Raw genomic sequence first — 17,858 nt, 5'->3', positions numbered from 1 at the left:
CTGCGCTTTCGGAGTGGGTTCCGATCCCGATCGCAGCGCGCCCCGCACGGCTTAGGCCTGGGGCGCCGATTCGTGGGTCCGGTTTGGATGCTTGGGGAGAGAGAGGCACATGACTTATCTGATGCGCGGCAGCCGCATGGCTGCATTGCGGGCGTGGGCGCGTGTCGCCTGCGGCGACCACCGCGTTCCGGCGTTGCCGGGGCGAAGCCTGCGGCTGATGATGGCCGTGTTGCTGCTGGCCGCGCCTGCGCTGGCGGCGGCCGCGGACCTGCAGATCACCAACCTGTCCGACACCGGTTACGATCCGACGCCGGCCGGCGGCACCGTGGTCTACAGCGTCACCGTCGAGAACAGCGCCGCCGATACGGTCAACAACGCGGTGGTGATCTTCGATCTGCCCGCCGGCGCCCAAGCCGGCGCACCGCTGCCGGCCACCTGCAGCGTCGCCGCCGGCAACCCGCAGCGCATCGAGTGCCGGGTCGGCACCCTGGTCGGCACCTTCTCTTCCAACGGCGCGCCGGTGACTTTCCAGCTGCCGGTGAGCACGGTCGGCCTGGCCCCGGGCACGATCGAGATCCGCGGCGCGATCGGCGTTGAACCCGGCCTGCCGGCGGCAAGCACGCCGATCGCCTCGCTGCTCGATGGCGACGCGTTCTTCGCCGGCGACAGCAATGCCGCCAACAACCGCCGCCTGGAAGCGACCACGCTGGAATCGGCGGGCGACCTGAGCGTGGAGAAGACCGCCACGCCGAACCCGGTCGTCGCCGGCGCCGAGGTCACCTATACCGTCACCGTGCGCAACGCCGGGCCCAGCGCCTCGGCCGGCTTCACCGTGGTCGACACGTTGCCGGCCGCGGTGCAGTACGTGGCCAACAGCTTCAGCGGCAGCGGCTGGACCTTCAATAGCGGCACCATGACCGCCACCCACGCCGGTGCGCTGGCCAACGGCGGCAGCAGCAGCTTCACCTTCCGCGCCCGCGTCACCGCGGCCAGCGGCAACATCGTCAACACCGCGCGCGTGGAGGCCGGCTCCACGCCGGATCCGCTGCCCGACAACAACACCGGCAGCGTGACCACCACGGTCAACGCCGGCGCCGACCTGGCGCTGAGCAAGAGCGTCAACCCCTCGCCGGCGATCTCCGGCCAGCCGGTCACCTTCAATATCCAGGTCCGTAACCAGGGCCCGAGCGCCGCGCTCAATCCGCGCTTCGTGGACAACCTGCCCACCGGCTTCCTGGCCACCGGCGGCACCGTGCCGGCCGGCTGGACCTGCACCAACAGCAATGGCAACGCCACCCGCACCTGCGCGTTGAACGGCAGCCTGGCGGTCGGCGCCGTGGCCGATTTCACCATCGAGAGCACGGTGCCGGCGTCCGGCACCAACAGCAGCGGCGACGTCACCAACAGCGCCACCGCCAGCTCCGACACCCCGGATGCGAACAGCGCCGACAACACCGGCAGCACCACCTTCACCGTGCTCGCCGACGGTGCCGACCTGTCGATGCAGAAGACCAAGACCCCGGCGCTGGTGCCGGTGTGGAGCGGTATCGGCAGCGATCTGGACAGCCGCATGACCAGCACCATCGTCGTGCGTAACATGGGTCCGCGCCCGGCCACCGGCCAGGTGCAGACGGTGGATACGCTGGCCACCGGCGAAGAGCTGTTGCAGCCGGACGGCAGCGTGGCGCAGCCGGGCGTGCCGTTCGCCAGCGGCGCGTGGACCTGTTCCGTAGACCAGGCCTACAGCGGCTCCAGCGTGCAGCACGTGACCTGCGACCTCGGCGCCGGTTCGCTGCCGTTGGCGGTGGGCGCGCAGGCGCCGACCCTGCAGCTGCTGACGCGTGCGCGCAGCTCCTCGGCCAACCTGCTCAACAACGCCTGTACCGGCGGCTCCGGCGGCTCGATCGAACCGCTGACCGGCAACGGCATCGACCGCGACCCGGAAACCGACAACGACTGCTCCGGCGCGGGCACCCGCACCACCGACGAGCGCGCCGACCTGGCCATCGCCAAGCAGACCAATGGCGTCGGCGCCGCCGACAACGTGCTGGCGGCCAACCAGGACACGCTCAGCTACACCCTGACCGTGACCAACAACGGCCCGGACAGCACCACCGGCGTGGTGGTCAACGACACCGTGCCCGGCTTCGTCAACGGCCGCACCCAGATCACCGTGACCACCACCCCGGCCGGCTGGAACTGCGCCATCAACGGCGCCTCGGTGGTCTGCCGCTCCGGCACCACCGCGCTGGCCAACGGCGCCACCGCGCAGATCGTCATCCAGGTCCAGCGCGCGCTGTTCGACAGCTTCAACCAGGCCGCCGGCACCTGCGGCGGCACCGCCATCAGCGGCGCGTTCTGCAACACCGCCGGGGTCGGCATCGATGCGGCCGTGGCCGGTTCGGTGGGCGAGCTCAACGGCAACAACAACCAGGCCTCGGACTGGATCCGCATCGCGCGCGTGGCCAACGTCGCCACCACCGCCAAGACCATTTCCTCGGGCACGCCCGGCCGCGCCGGCGTCAACACCACCTATGTGATGTCCTACATCAACCGTGGCCCATCGACGGTACCCGGGGTGATCTTCCGCGACGTGTTCACCCTGCCGGCCAACGATTCCGGCTTCGTGCTGGTGTCCGCGCAGCGCACCGGTGCCGGTACCCGCGCCTGTACCGCCACCGCTGGCGCCGGGGTGACGGTCACCGTCGACGCCGGCGGCACCTCCTACGCCAACCCGACCGGCGCGCCGGCGCAGGTCACCGTGCAGTGCCCGGCGCTGCCCTCGCTCACCAACGAGCAGACCGAAACCCTGCAGGTGGTGATCCGGCCCAACGTCAACAGCGGCAACACCGGCCGCCAGTTCGACAACATCGCCGACTTCGTGGTGGACATCGATGGCGACGGCACCGGCGATGCGACCGCGGGCACCGATGGCGACGGCAACACCTACGACTTCAACACCGACACCAGCGACGACAGCAAGAGCGCGCAGCTGCCGTTCGAGGCCGGCCAGGTCGACCTGATCACCAACAAGGTGGACACCGGCTTCACCGGCGGCGTGGATCCGCTCGGCTACGACGAGACCAACCCCACCGCGAACCTGATCACCTACCGGATCACGATCCGCAACAACGGCCCGTCGGTCGCCACCGACGTGCGCTTGGCCGACAGCTTCACTCCGCCGTCCGGCCGCACCGTCACCTTCATCGGCGCCTCGGCCACGCCCACCGGCACCTTCGACCCGGCCGCCTGTTCGGTGACCTCCGGCAGCAACCCGACCGTGGGCGCGGTGCAGGTGCTGAACTGCCTGATGCCCGGCATCGGCTTCAGCAACAACGTCGCCGGTGTGGTCGCCTCCGGCCAGACCAGCACGCTGTACCTGCGCTACCGCTACGACACCCCGCCGGGCGCGGCCGGCGACACGGTCAGCAACCTGGCCCAGGCCACGTCCGCCGAGGCCGACAGCAACACCGCCAACAACGACGCCAGCCAGGAAACCACGATCCGCGCCTCCGCCGATGTGGGCGTGAGCAAGCACGTGATCACCACCGCGCCCGATGCCGATCCGGATGCGGCGCTGCCGGCCAACGCCACCTCGGTGGGCCTGCGCCAGCCGTTCTTCTACGTCATCGACGGCATCAACAACGGTCCCGGCGCGAGCCTGTCGCGCGACCGCAGCGGCACCAGCCCGCTCAACGGCACCGGCACCGTGGTCAGCGACACGCTGCCCGCCGGGCTGGTGGTCGTCGGCCAGGTGACCTGGCAGAAGAAGGGCCCGATCCCGGGCGGCGGCGGCGGCGAAGTGCCCAACGGCACCGGCAGCTGCACTCAGGCCTCGGCCACGCTGACCTGCAACCTCGGCGACGTCACCGTCGGCGGCAAGCTGCGCATCGTGGTGCCGGTGCGCTGGGATACCTATCCGGGCGCGTCGGCGATCAACAACACCGCGACCATCACCACCGAGCAGGTCGATCGCGTCCCGCCGAACAACACGTCCACCGTGCCGATCCTGGTCACCCGGGCGTCGCTGGCCGGCACCGTGTTCGAGGACCGCGACCGCGCGGGCGGCAACGGCGGCGTGCGCCAGAACGGCGAACCCGGCATCGCCGGCGTGACCATCGTGCTGACCGGCACCGATGCCTACGGCAACACGGTCAACCGCAGCACCACCACCGCGGCCGACGGCAGCTATAGCTTCGATAACCTGTCGGCGGCCGGCGCGGGCGGCTACACGCTGACCCAGACCCAGCCCACCGGCTACCGCAACGGGCCGGTGGATCCGCCGGTCGCCGGCGCCAGCGCGCCGTCGCTGGGCGGCACCTATGCCGCCGGCAGTCCCAACTCCAGCTACACCACCGTTCCGGTCGGCGCGACCGACGCGGCGGTGCGCTACGACTTCCCGGAAGTGCGTCGCCCCAGCCTGTCCGGCCGGGTCTACGCCGACCTGAACTTCAACAACGTGCGCGACGGCGGCGACCCGGCGATCGCCGGCGCCACCGTGGAACTGCTCGACGCCACCACCGGCGCCGTGCTGGCCACCACCAGCACCGACGGCAACGGCGCCTACCGCTTCGACGATCTGGATCCGACCCTGACCTACAGCGTGCGCGAGCCGCTGCCGGCCGGGCAGTACAGCAACCGTCCCAGCGCGATCAATCCCGGCCAGATCGGCGGCGCGGCGTGCACGCCGGGCAGCTGCGTGGCCGGCACCGCGGTGGCCGCCCCGGGCGGTCCGGATGCGGCCACCACCGACCGCATCTCGCAGATCCAGCTGGGCGCGGGCCTGGACGGCACCGAGTTCAACTTCGGCGAGAACCCGAGCGGCAGCGCGATCCAGGGACAGGTGTGGCGCGACGACGACAATGACGGCGTGATCGACCCGACCGAGACCGGCCTGGCCGACGTGGACGTGGTGCTGACCGGCACCGACCAGAACGGCCAGGCGGTCAATCTGACCACCAAGACCGACGCGACCGGCAACTACAGCTTCATCGGCCTGCTGCCGGGCACCTACACGGTGACCGAGCCGACCCAGCCGACCGGCACCCTCAACGGCAAGACCGTGCCCGGCGACAAGGGCGGTACCGCCACCGACGTGGTCACCACGCCGTCGGCGATCGCCACCATCGTGCTCGGCGCGAACCAGCTGGGCCAGCACTACGACTTCGGCGAAGTGCAGGCGGCCTCGCTGTCCGGCCGCGTGTACTACGACAACGACGACAACGGCGTGGTCGGCAGCGACGAGACCGGCATCGGCAACGTGCGCGTGGTGCTGACCGGCACCGACGACCTCGGCGCGGCGGTGCAGCTGACCGTGCAGACCGACGCGCAGGGCCGCTACCGCTTCGAGAACCTGCGTCCGGGCACCTACACGGTGACCGAACCGGACCAGCCGGCCGACACCCGCAACGGCATCACCACCGCCGGCACCGTCGGCGGCGCCACCCGCGGCGTGGCGACGCCGCGCGAGACCGTGCCGTCTGCGATTTCCGCGGTGGTCCTGGCCCCGGGCGCGCAGTCGATCGACAACAACTTCGGCGAGATCGCCAACACCCCGGACCTGGTCGTCAGCAAGATCGCCGACCCGGTCAAGTTCACCGTCAACAACACCGCCACCTACACCATCAGCGTGCGCAACATCGGTCCGCGTCCGACCGCCGGCGTGTACCAGGTGCAGGACCGCCTGCCGCCGGGCGTGACCCTGGCGGCGCTGCCCACCGGCAGCGGCTGGACCTGCGCCGGCGCGGTCGGTGCCGATCGCTTCAGCTGCGACGCCAGCACGCTGATCGCGCCCGGGCAGACCGCCAGCGACCGCATCCAGGTGCAGGTCGCGGTCGGCGCCGCGGCGGCGACCGGCAACCCGGTCAACAACGCGGTGCTGGTGCAGGGCGGCGGCGAAGATGCCGCGCACAGCCCGACCCCGACCGAGCGCGGCGCGTTCGACGGCGACGTCACCCAGTTGCCGGTGTGCGATCCGGCGATCACCCAGAATGCCTGCCGCCTGCCGACGCAGGTGCAGCTGGCGGCCTCGGTGACGGGCACGGTCTGGTTCGACGTCGGCAACGACGACACCCTGCTCGACGGCGGCGATCGCCGCCTGCCGAACTGGATCGTCGAACTGGTCGATCCGACCAGTGGCCAGGTGGTCAAGACCACGCTCAGCGCCGCCGACGGCAGCTACCGCTTCGGCGACGTGATCCCCGGACAGAAGTGGCACATCCGCTTCCGCGATCCGAGCTCCGGGGTGATCTGGGCGTTCCCGGTCAGCGGCGAGACCGCTTCCGGCGCCGCCGCCCCGTGCGCCGCCGACGCGGCGATCAGCAACGGCAGCACCAGCTCGTGCCGGGTCAGCGACGGCGGCATCAGCCAGCTGGAAGTGGTGCTCAAGGCCGGCGAGAACCTGCCGCAGCAGAGCCTGCCGGTGGATCCGTCGGGCGTGGTCTACGACGCGGTCACCCGCGATCCGGTGCCCGGTGCGATCGTCACCCTGGCCCCGGTCGGCGTCTGCGCCGGCTACGACCCGGCCACCAGCCTGCTCAACACTCAGGCCGGCGGCTACCGCATCGAAGGTAACGCGGTGTCGATGACCGTCGGCAACGATGGCTACTACCAGTTCCTGTTCGGCCCGGCGGCGCCGGCGCGCTGCGAATTCCAGCTGACGGTGACCCCGCCGGGCGGCTACGTGTTCGTCTCCACGCTGATCCCGGCCGAAGGCAACTCGCTGTCGCCGCCCGGCGCGGTGGGCAGCAACTACCAGGTGCAGCCCAACGCGCTGGCGCCGACCGGTCCGGTCGGCACCGCGACCCAATACTACCTGCGGCTGTTCGCCGGGTCGGCCACCGCCGGCATCGTGCACAACCACATTCCGCTCGATACCGCGGTAGCCACCGGCCTGGCCATCACCAAGACCGGCGATCGCCAGACCGCCGAAGTGGGCGACACCGTGCAATACACCATCACCATCCGCCAGACCGCCGGCAGCCCGCTGCAGATGGTCAACGTGGTCGACCGCCTGCCGCGCGGCTTCACCTACATCGACGGCACCGCGCGTGCCAACGGTGTGGCCGTGCCCGAACCGCTGGGCAAGCCCGGTCCGACGCTGGGCTTCAGCGCCGGCCCGATCCAGGTCGGCCAGCAGATCGCGCTGACCTACCGCGTGCGCATCGGCGTCGGCGCGCAGCAGGGCGACGGCATCAACCGCGCCCAGGCGCACGGCTGCTCGATCGCCGGCGGCTGTCTCGACCCGGTCTCGCTGCAGCCGCGTTCCGGCGCGCTGCCGTCCAACCAGGCGCAGTACCGCGTGCGCGTCACCGGCGGCGTGTTCACCGAGGAGGGCTGTGTGCTCGGCAAGGTATTCGTGGATTGCAACGTCAACCATGTGCAGGACCGCGAGGAGATCGGCATTCCCGGCGTGCGCCTGTACTTCGAGGACGGCACCTGGGTGATCAGCGATTCGGAAGGCAAGTACAGCTACTGCGGCCTGCCGCCGCAGAGCCACACGCTGAAGGTCGACGCCAGCACGCTGCCGCAGGGTGCGCGCCTGACCACCAGCAGCAACCGCAACCTGGGCGACGCCGACAGCCTGTTCATCGACCTCAAGAACGGCGAGCTGCATCGCGCCGACTTCATCGAAGGCAGCTGTTCCAACCCGGTGCTGGAGCAGGTCAAGGCGCGGCGTACGCAGGGCGAGGTGCGCGCGCCGGAGACCGAAACCGGCAATGCGCCGCTGCGCTTCAGCAGCAAGCCCACGCGCGCCCCGCAGCAGGCCACCGACTCGGCGGCGCAGTCGCCGATCGTCAAGCCACGCGGTACGCCACCGCCCGATGTCACCGTTCCTGCGGAGGTGCAGCCATGAGCCGGCCCGTCACGACGCGCCGCCTGCCGCGGCTGACCCTGCTGGCCTGCGCGCTGGCGACGCTGCCGGCCATGGCCCAGCAGACCGTCGGCAGCAGCCGCTTCACCCCGGTGCTGGGCGAGGCCGGCACGCTGTACCCGCGCACGCCGGGCAGCGCTGACGCCGCCGCGCAGACCCTGGCGCCGCCGCGTTCGGGTTCGCTCGACGCGCGCGCCGCGCAGGGCATGGACCAGGTGCAGGTCGAGGTCGACCGCGATGGCGCGCCGGCCGACGGCCAGACCCCGGTGCACGTGACCGTGCGTCTGCTCGACGACGCCGGCAAGCCGTTGCAGGGCGAGCACTTCGCCACCATCGAGCACACCGGCGGGCGCATCCTGCTGCCGGGCTCGCGCACCGACGAGCTGGGGCCGGGCGCGGCCGACTCCGACAAGGTCACGCCGGGCGTGCAGTTGCCGGTGCGCGACGGCGTGGCCGAGTTCGACCTGCTGGCGCCGGACCAACCGCAGGACGTGGTGCTGCGGGTCACCGCCGGCGCCCACAGCGCCGAGGGCACCATCGGCTTCGTGCCGGAAATGCGCGAGATGATCGCCACCGGCCTGATCGAAGGCGTGGTCAATTTCCGCCGCCGCGACAACAGCGGGCTGATCGCCCCGGTCGACCACGACGACGTGTTCGAGCGCGACATCCGCCGCTGGGAGAAGCAGTTCAACAACGGCAAGGCCAACGCCTCGGCGCGCACCGCGTTCTTCGTCAAGGGCCGGATCAAGGGCGAGTACCTGCTCACCGCCGCCTACGATTCGGACAAGCAAGTGCGCGGGCGCCTGCTGCGCGACATCCAGCCGGAAGAGTACTACCCGGTGTACGGCGACTCCTCGCTGCGTGGCTTCGATGCGCGCTCGGCCGAGCGCCTGTACGTGCGGGTGGACAACCGCCGCAGCTACCTGCTGTACGGCGATTTCCAGACCGGCGACACGCTGGCCACCGCGACCGGCATCGGCGCGCGCAGCAGCATGCCGCAGCGCAGCCTGGGCACCTACAACCGCACCGCTACCGGCCTGGGCTGGCACTACGAGAACGAGCGCGTGCGCACCAACGTGTTCGCCATCCAGGACTCGCTGCGCCAGGTGATCGAGGAGTTCGCCAGCCAGGGCAGCGGCCCGTACGCGCTGCGCAACAACGCCGTGCTGGAAGGCAGCGAGCGGGTGGAAGTGGTCGTGCGCGACCGCAACCAGCCCTCGCGGATCGTCTCGGTGCAGCCGCTGTCGCGGTTGGTGGACTACAGCTTCGAGCCGTTCTCCGGGCGCATCCTGCTCAACCAGTTCCTGTCCGCGTACGACAGCAACCTCAATCCGGTCTCGCTGCGCATCACCTACGAACTGGACCAGGGCACCGAGCGCTTCTGGGTGTACGGCGCCGACGGCCAGCTGCGGCTGACCGATGCGCTGGAAGTCGGCGCGGCGGTGGTGGACGACCGCAACCCGTTCGCCGAATTCCGCATGGGCAGCGTCAACGCCGGTTACCGCTTCGGGCCCAACACCGCGCTGGTGGCGGAGTTCGCGCGCACCCAGAGCGAGATCAACACCAACTCGATCAACCAGATCGCCACCCCGGGCCTGCAGGATCTCAGCGGCCGCGTCGAAGGCGACGCCTGGCGCGTGGAGTTCGGCCACGACGGCACCAAGCTCGACGCCAACCTGTTCGCCGCGCGCACCGATCCGGCGTTCAACAACCCGGCCTCGCCGCTGTTTGGCGGGCGCGGCGAGTACAACGCCAAGGTCGAGTACCACCTGACCGAGCGCGTGGACCTGTATGTCGAAGGCCTGCGCAGCGAGGACCGCAATCCGGACGGCGGCAAGCGCGACGCCGGCGGCGCTGGCGTGCGCGTGGGCGCCACCGAGAAGCTGACCCTGGACTTCGGCCTGCGCTCGATCCGCGAGACGGTCGGCGCGTACTCGCCGTGGTCCACCGACACCGGCTACGGCAACAGCGGCGGCCTCACCGGCGGCTTCGCCACCGGCTCCGGCGGCGGCGCGCTCGGCTACGGCCAGCAGCCGCTGGATCCGCTGACCGGCCTGCCGGTGATCGGTTCCAGCAGCGCCGTCACCGGCACCGCCAGCGACCTGCCGATCGGCACCCGGCTGGAATCGGACAGCGCCCGCATCGGCGCCGGCTACCGCATCGGCGCGAAGCTGTCGCTGGGCGCCGAGTACGAGCAGAGCGTGTCCGGCGAGGACCGCAACCGCGTCGCCGCCGGCGTCGACTACCAGGTGCTGGAACGCAGCCGCCTGTACGGCCGCTACGAGAAGCAGACCGGCCTGACCAGCGCCTACGGCATCACCACCGTCGACCGCGAGGCCGATGCGCTGGTGTTCGGTATCGACAGCAGCTACGTGCGCGACACCCAGGCGTTCTCCGAGTACCGCATGCGCGATGCGATCAGCGGCCGCGACGTGCAGGCCGCCTCCGGCATCCGCAACACCTGGGACGTGCGCGAAGGCCTGCGCCTGAGCAGCTCCGCCGAGCACGTGAAGATCTACGACGGCAACACCGGCGATGCCACCGGCCTGGCGCTGGCGCTGGACTACAGCGCCAACCCGCTATGGCGCGGCTCGGTGCGGGTGGAACACCGCATCAGCGGCGACGTCGCCGAGACCGAGACCGACGAGGCCTTCGACACCACGCTGGTGCAGTTCATGCTGGCGCGCAAGCTCAGCCGCGACTGGACCCTGCTCGGCCGCAACTACCTGCTGCAGACCAACTACGCCGCGCGCGGCGACGTGCTGCAGAACCGCTTCCAGCTGGGCGTGGCCTACCGCGATACCGACACCAACCGGATCAACGCGCTGGCCCGCTACGAGTACAAGCTGGAGCGCGACGAGAGCGGGCTGACCCTGCTCGACGGGCAGGCGGTGGACGGCAGCAGCCAGGACATCAGCAGCCGCGCGCACATCGTCTCCACCCATGCCGACTGGCATCCGTCGCGGCCGTGGTGGCTGACCGGGCGCGTGGCCGGCAAGTGGCAGCAGGACCGCTTCGCGTATGCCGACGGCGGCCGCGTGGACAGCCGCTTCCATGCGGTGCTGGTGTCCGCACGCGTCGTTTACGACATCACCGAGAACTGGGACATCGGCGTGCTCGGCTCCACCTTCCGCGGCCAGCTGGGTTCCAACCAGTACGCCTACGGCCTGGAAGTGGGACGGCTGCTGCGCCAGAACCTGTGGCTGTCGGCCGGCTACAACTGGTCCGGCTACGAGGCCGACCGCGACCTGTCCGGCTACGAGTACACGCAGCAGGGCGCGTTCCTGCGCCTGCGCTTCAAATTCGACGAAGACCTGTTCCGCCGGGATCCGGTCCGTTACCGCGACCCGGCGCGCTGAGGAATCCATGATGACCACGACCCACTCCCGCTTCGTCCTGTCCCGCACCGTCGCCGCCGCCTTGCTGCTCGGCGCCTGTGCTGCCGGCAACGCGCAGACCCAGTTGCTGCCGCAGCAGCAACGCATCAGCGACGAGGCCATCGCCGCCGATCTGCACGGCTACCAGTCCGTCCAGGACCGTATCCAGGCGCTCAACGATGGCGGCCGCCCGGTGCGCGACTACGCCTTGTCCAAGGCGCAGTGCTGGCTCGACGTGTCCTTCCACGAGTACACCCGCAACGACCGCAGCGCGTTCCCGCAGGGCGCGCTCAGCGAATCGGAGAAGCTGGTGCAGCTGATGGAGCAGGGCGCCACCACGATCCCCACCGAAACCCCGCTGGTCAACGACGCCAAGTACCTGCGCGACGACCTGTGGCAGCGCCTGCGCGCGCTGCACGGCACCGCCGGCTTCAGCTGCGCGCAGCAGGCGGCGGCCTGCGGCGAAGTCGAGCTGGTGCACGCCGGCAACGAGTTCAACCAGCAGCAATGGCGCCATGCCAAGCCCTACATCCAGATCGCCGAGGACATGGTCAACGATGCCGAGGCGCTGGCGCGGCAGTGCGGCGGACCGGAGCGGCCGGACACGCCGGTCGACGCGCCGATCCCGCTGGTGGCCAACGTGCTGTTCGAGTTCGACCGCGACGGCTACAAGGACATCCGCACCCATTCGCTGGAAAGCCTGGACCGCGCCTTGGCGCGCATCGCCGAAGAGAAGCTGACCCTGCAGAAGGTGGAGCTGGTCGGCCATGCCGACCGCATGGACGGCCGCGGCCACGACTACAACCAGGGCCTGTCCGAGCGCCGTGCGCGCACCGTGCGCGAGCTGCTGATCGGCCGCGGCATTCCCGCAGACCGCATCCGCTACGAGTACCGCGGCGACAGCCAGCAGGTGCAGCAGTGCGCCGGCGTCAAGCCGCGCGCGGCGCTGCTGGAATGCCTGCTGCCGAACCGCCGCGTCGAAGTGCGCCTGGTGGTCGGCCGCGGCGACTGACCGCACGCGTTAAAGCCCCTCTCCCCCCGGGAGAGGGGTTGGGGTGAGGGTACGGCGGCGAAGCCCTCGCGATGTTCGGCCGCACCGAGCTTCGCCCGTACCCTCATCCGCCCCTTCGGGGCACCTTCCCCCAAAAAGGGGGCCATGGTCCCGAAGGGAGAAGGGAAGGCAGCGGCGCCGCACAGTGTCAGGCTTCAGCCCCTCTCCCCCCGGGAGAGGGGTTGGGGTGAGGGTACGGCGGCGAAGCCCTCGCGATGTTCGGCTGCACCGAGCTGCGCCCGTACCCTCATCCGCCCTTCGGGCACCTTCCCCCGAAAAGGGCCATGGCCCCGATGGGAGAAGGGAAGCGCGTCAGCCGCCTGTGCAGCACGAGGCATAAGGCTTCAAGCCCCTCTCCCCCCGGGAGAGGGGTTGGGGTGAGGGTACGGGGGCGAAGCCCTCGCATGTTCGGCTGCACCAGGCTTCGCCCGTACCCTCATCCGCCCCTTCGGGGCACCTTCTCCCGATGGGAGAAGGGAAGGCATCGCGCCGCCAATAACGCTCAGATGGGCCACAAGCCGCAACACGGCCACGGCTGCGCTCAAGAATCTCCCACCGCCGCCGCCATCATGGAGAAGCGAAGTCGCTTTCGCCGCCCGGAACGGGCCGTCCATGAGGTCACGCGCATGCTGTCATTGCCACGCCTGCTGGGGCGCCACCTGGCCAAGTTCCTGTCCAAGCCGCGGCGGCACCGTTCGGAACTGCCGACCAGCCCGCCGCAGCTGCTGCAGGCGGCGCTGCGCAAGGGCGACGTGCTGCTGGTGGAAGGCAACAGCCGCTTCTCGACCGCGATCAAGTACCTCAGCCAGTCCACCTGGTCGCATGCCGCGCTGTACATCGGCGATCACCTGGGGCCGGCGGCGGACGCGGACGCGCCGACCTTCTGCGATGTGGACATCAACGTCGGCGTGCGCCTGGTCGGCCTGCGCGAGTTCGCCGGCCTGCACACGCGCATCTGCCGCCCGGTGGGGCTGCGCGCCGAGGAGATCGCGACACTGGTCGACTACATGGTCAGCCGGGTCGGCAACAGCTACGACCTGAAGAACATCTTCGACCTGGCGCGCTACCTGATCCGCACCCCGCCGCTGCCCTCGTCGGTGAAGCGCCGTTTCCTGGAACTGGGCAGCGGCGAGCCGACCAAGGCGATCTGCTCGACCCTGCTGGCGCAGGCATTCGGCGCCATCCGCTACCCGATCCTGCCGGGGATCGGCCACGCGCCGATGCCCGACGCGCAGGATGCGGAGATCCTGCACAACCGCCATCACAGCCTGTACCTGCCGCGCGACTTCGACGTCTCGCCGTACTTCGACGTGGTCAAGCCGCGCCTGCAGGCCGGCTTCGATTTCCATCGCCTGGTATGGCAGGGCGATGCCGACGAAGACGCGGCTGAGCGCCGACGCGAGCGCCAACCCGCGCCGCAGCCTGTCCTGTAGGGACGGGTGACGCTCGCAGACGTCGCCTGAAAGTGAGCGAGCGCACAAAACGGTGCGCCCGATCACAACGCTTCAGCCTGGCAGCCGACCAGGCGTCAAGTTTGAAATGCCTGTGGCCGATATCAGTGGATATACCTCACCGCATCGCCATCAGGATCGTCATGAATCCCATCCATTTCCTGCGCCGCCGCATCGCCAACCTGCCGATGTCGCGCAAGTTCGTCGTGCTGTGCACCCTGCTCGCCATCGGCGTGGTCCTGCTCGCGGTCGCCGCCGCGCGCCTGCAGTACCTGGACCTGGTCGCCGCGCGCAAGCAGAGCGTGAAGACGCAGGTCGACATGGGCATCAGCGTGATCGAGCACTACGCCGCCAAGGCCAAGCGCGGTGAGCTCACCGAGCCGCAGGCGCAGGAGGCGGCGAAGGCCGCGCTGGCCGACATGAAGACCAACGGTGGCGTGGACTACTTCTTCATGCTCGACCCGCAGATGCGCATCGTCATGCATCCCAAGCGCAAGGTCGGCACCGACATGAGCGGCTACAAGAGCGATGCCGGCGAATACGTGTACCGCGACATCCGCACCGCGGTGACCAGCGGCGACGGCTTCAGCTACTACAGCGCGGCCAAGCCGGGCAAGAAAGAGCAGCTGCCGAAGATCAGCTACGCCAAGCTGTACCCGCAGTGGAACTGGGTGCTGGTGATGGGCGTCTATGCCGAGGACATCCAGGTCGAGGCGCTGGGCTTCACCAAGATCCTGACCGTGATCGGCGCCGGCCTGGTCGGCCTGGTGGTCGGACTGTGCTGGCTGATCGCCAGCGCCATCGTCACCCCGCTGCGCGCCGCCACCCGCACCGCCGAGGCCATCGCCTCGGGCCGCTTCGACAATGCGATCAAGGTGGAGTCGCGCGACGAGACCGGGCAGCTGATGACCAGCATGCAGCAGATGCAGACCCAGTTGCAGCGCTTCAACGGCGAGATGCAGACGCTGGTGCGGCTGCAGCAGGGCGAGGACATCAGCCACCGCATGCCGGAGGATTTTCCCGGCGACTACGGCACCTTGGCACGCGGCATGAACACCGCCCTGTTCGAACACCTGGACGCGATCATCGAAGCGATGACGATCATGGGCGAATACGGCCGCGGCGACCTGCGCCGCGACATGCGCCGCCTGCCCGGCCAGCGCGCCGCGCTGCACGAAGCGCTGGACGCGGTGAAGACCAACCTGTCGGCGATCAACGGCGACATCGCGCGCCTGGCCGATGCGGCGGCGCGCGGCGATTTCTCCGCGCGCGGCGACGAGTCGCGCTACCAGTTCGCGTTCAAGGAAATGGTGGAAGCGCTGAACCGCTTGATGCTGCAGGCCGAAAGCGGCCTGGCCGACGTCGGCCGGATCATGGGCGCGATCGCCGACGGCGACCTGTCGCAGCGCGTGGACGCCAGTTACGAGGGCGCGTTCGGCCAGCTGGCCGAGGCCGCCAACCGCACCGCAGAGCAATTGACCTCGATCGTGCAAGGCATCCAGCGCTCGGCCGAGTCGATCAACACCGCGGCCGGCGAGATCGCCAGCGGCAACAGCGATCTGTCGGTGCGCACCGAGCAGCAGGCGGCGAGCCTGGAAGAGACCGCCGCGTCGATGGAAGAGCTGACCTCCACGGTCAAGCAGAACGCCGACAGCGCGCGCCAGGCCAACCAACTGGTGCTGGGCGCCGGCGAAGTGGCCGAGAGCGGCGGCCGCGTGGTCGAGGACGTGGTCACCACGATGGCCTCGATCAGCGCCGCCTCGGCGCGCATCGCCGACATCATCGGGGTCATCGACGGCATCGCCTTCCAGACCAACATCCTGGCGTTGAATGCGGCGGTGGAAGCCGCGCGCGCCGGCGAGCAGGGCCGCGGCTTCGCCGTGGTCGCCTCGGAAGTGCGCTCGCTGGCGCAGCGCTCGGCGGCGGCGGCCAAGGAGATCAAGACGCTGATCTCCGATTCGGTGCAGGAAGTGGAGCAGGGGTCGACCCTGGTCGCGCGGGCCGGCACCACCATGGCCGAGGTGGTGACCTCGGTGAAGCGGGTCACCGACATCATGGCCGAGATCTCCGCGGCCAGCGCCGAGCAGAGCTCGGGCATCGAGCAGGTCAGCAAGACGGTGATGCAGCTGGACGAGACCACCCAGCAGAACGCGGCGCTGGTGGAGGAAGCCACCGCGGCGGCGAAGAGCCTGGAAGACCAGGCCTCGGACCTGACCCGCGCGGTGGCGGTGTTCCGCCTCGCCGGCGGCGCCCAGCCGATCGCCGCCGTGGCCGCGCCGCGGCCGGTGGCCGTGCAGGCACCGGTCCGCGCGGTCGCCGCCGCGCGCACGCCGCTGAAGAAGACGCCGGCACCGGCGGCGCGCCCGCTCGCGCGCAGCAAGGCCGGCGGTGCATTTGCGGAAAGCTCGGAGTGGGAAGAGTTCTGAGCCTGCGCCACGGCGCCGGCAACGCACGCCATTGCCGGCAACGACGCCGATGCCTTAGCGCATCGGCGTCGTCGTTTCTGCGCTGGCCGCGGTCGGCGACCGCGGCGTCATGCCACGCCGCACGCGACGCAAGGCGATCCAACGCAATCCGAGCAAGGTGACGCCACGTGTGGGAGCGACTTCAGTCGCGACGGGCCTTCCCGGTAGAGCCCGTCGCGACTGAAGTCGCTCCCACATGGTTGGCGCCAGGCCGGTCCGGGTGCACTGCAGGAACGGCGGCAGCGGTCCTCTGCAGTCCAGGCGTTTGCGTTGGCGATCCAGCTGCGAGGTGCACGAGGCCGCTCCGCGGTCGCATCTGCCACACTGTGCCGCCCCCGTTCAAGCAAGGACTCGCCTGATGCATCTTCGTGCCGTGCTCGCTGCCGTGCTCGCCATGGCCAGTTCCATCGCTGCTGCGCAGGATCCGCTCGCATCCGCGGTCGCGCCGCTGCTCACCCAGGTTGCGTTCGGCGCTGGCGACGCGCAGTTGGGCGAGCGCGGCGGCCACTGCGCACTGCTGCGCGGCGAGACCGAACTGCTGGCGCTGGCGATCCCGGCACCGTGCGGGTTCAGTCCGGACCGCCACGGCAAGGTGCGCATCGAGCCGTTCAATCGCGGCAGCCGCATCGTCCTGGTCGAGCACATACGCGCGGATCCGCGACCGCCGCTGCGCGGCAGCGTGGGGCCGGACTGCATCCGCGAGGCGCAGGCCGTGCGCGAGATCGGCGGCAAGCTGGAGGCCGGCCATGTGATCGCCTCAGCCGGCTGCGCTCGCGGCGCGGCCGACCAGAAGATGTTCGTCGCCGGTTTCGATTGGTGACGTTCGCGCGCGCGGCGCGAGCGCGCCGAGGGGCGTGTCACTCGTCTTCGTCGTCTTCGTCCTCATCCGCGCCCGCGTCGGCAGCATCGCCGAGCCGGGCGGCATCGGCATCCACCGGTTCCAGCAAGGTGTAGTCGTTGCGCTCGCGGCGCTGATAGGCCGGCGACACCGGATAGGCCAGCAGCGCCGGTTGCGGCGCCCGCGCCAGGAACGCGGCAGGAAACAGCCGCGGTCCGCGCAGCCAGCTGCGCCAGCGGTCGCCATCCAGGAAGATCGGTCCGTCCGCAGTCAGCGGCGCGGGAATGGCGGCATTGGCGTGGGTCAGCATGCTGAAGCTGAGCAGCACCGGTTCGCCGCGTTCCCAGCGTTCCCACAGCCCTGCCGCCAGCAGCACCTCGCCGTCGGCATGGTGGATGTAATAGGGCTGCGCCGGCTTGCGGCTGCGGTCCCATTTGTAATAGCCGGACAAGGGGATCACGCAATGCTGGCTCTTCCACGGCGCGGCGAAGATGCGGCTGCGCGCGGCGCGTTCCAGCCGCGCGGTGACGGTGGTGTAGGGCGTGTCCGGGGTCTTGGACCAGCGCGGCACGATGCCCCACTGCAGGCGCTCCACCTGCGGCGTGCCGTCGCGGCACAGGATCACGGACGCGACGTCGCCCTTGCCCAGGTTGTAGTGATCCGGATATGCCGCTAGCGCCTCGCGCAGCGGCGGGTCCAGCCGCGCGGGCAGGTCGTCCTCGATGCCGAAGGCCTGGACGAAGCGTCTCATCGGTTCCTCGCGTTGCCCATGCCACCACCTTAGTGCGCGGGGCGGACAAGCG

At 70.2% G+C, this 17,858-nt stretch carries 6 protein-coding genes and 1 pseudogene; 6 read left to right on the top strand and 1 reads right to left on the bottom strand.

The window, feature by feature from the left end; translation table 11 throughout:
• Nucleotides 1-109: 109 nt before the first annotated feature.
• The 6 genes and pseudogenes from NUG20_RS18385 (at nucleotide 110) to NUG20_RS18360 (ending at nucleotide 17,037) form a co-directional block, all read left to right on the top strand.
• Nucleotides 110-7,855 (top strand): SdrD B-like domain-containing protein, encoded by a 7,746-nt coding sequence (locus NUG20_RS18385; protein ID WP_263395856.1) that lies wholly within the window; start codon nucleotides 110-112, stop codon nucleotides 7,853-7,855.
• The gene (locus tag NUG20_RS18380; protein ID WP_263395855.1) at nucleotides 7,852-11,232 is read left to right on the top strand and encodes an Ig-like domain-containing protein; all 3,381 of its coding nucleotides are present in this window, start codon (nucleotides 7,852-7,854) and stop codon (nucleotides 11,230-11,232) included. The genes NUG20_RS18385 and NUG20_RS18380 overlap by 4 nt, the downstream gene beginning before the upstream one ends.
• Nucleotides 11,233-11,242: 10 nt before the next feature.
• Nucleotides 11,243-12,262: an OmpA family protein gene (locus tag NUG20_RS18375; RefSeq protein ID WP_263395854.1), complete on the top strand. Its 1,020-nt coding sequence runs from the start codon at nucleotides 11,243-11,245 to the stop codon at nucleotides 12,260-12,262.
• 665 nt (nucleotides 12,263-12,927) lie between these two features.
• Complete coding sequence (locus tag NUG20_RS18370) at nucleotides 12,928-13,734, top strand: YiiX/YebB-like N1pC/P60 family cysteine hydrolase (protein ID WP_263395853.1); 807 nt, start codon at nucleotides 12,928-12,930, stop codon at nucleotides 13,732-13,734.
• Between the two features lie 179 nt (nucleotides 13,735-13,913).
• Nucleotides 13,914-15,992: pseudogene (locus NUG20_RS18365) on the top strand (methyl-accepting chemotaxis protein); the annotation flags it as partial.
• Between the two features lie 583 nt (nucleotides 15,993-16,575).
• Nucleotides 16,576-17,037 carry a hypothetical protein gene (locus NUG20_RS18360; protein WP_263395852.1) on the top strand — a complete coding sequence of 154 codons (462 nt, stop codon included), beginning with the start codon at nucleotides 16,576-16,578 and terminating at the stop codon, nucleotides 17,035-17,037.
• A 37-nt stretch (nucleotides 17,038-17,074) separates the two neighbouring features.
• Here NUG20_RS18360 and NUG20_RS18355 read toward each other — a convergent pair whose 3' ends face one another.
• A complete protein-coding gene (locus NUG20_RS18355; RefSeq protein WP_263395851.1) occupies nucleotides 17,075-17,806 on the bottom strand; it encodes an SOS response-associated peptidase in 732 nt (243 codons plus the stop codon).
• Nucleotides 17,807-17,858: the final 52 nt, after the last annotated feature.

Origin of the sequence: Xanthomonas sp. CFBP 8443 (assembly GCF_025666195.1) — a bacterium.
Taxonomy (GTDB): Bacteria; Pseudomonadota; Gammaproteobacteria; order Xanthomonadales; family Xanthomonadaceae; genus Xanthomonas_A.
The sequence above is the reverse complement of the archived record's forward strand: the minus strand, read 5'-3'. Positions and strand labels throughout refer to the sequence as shown.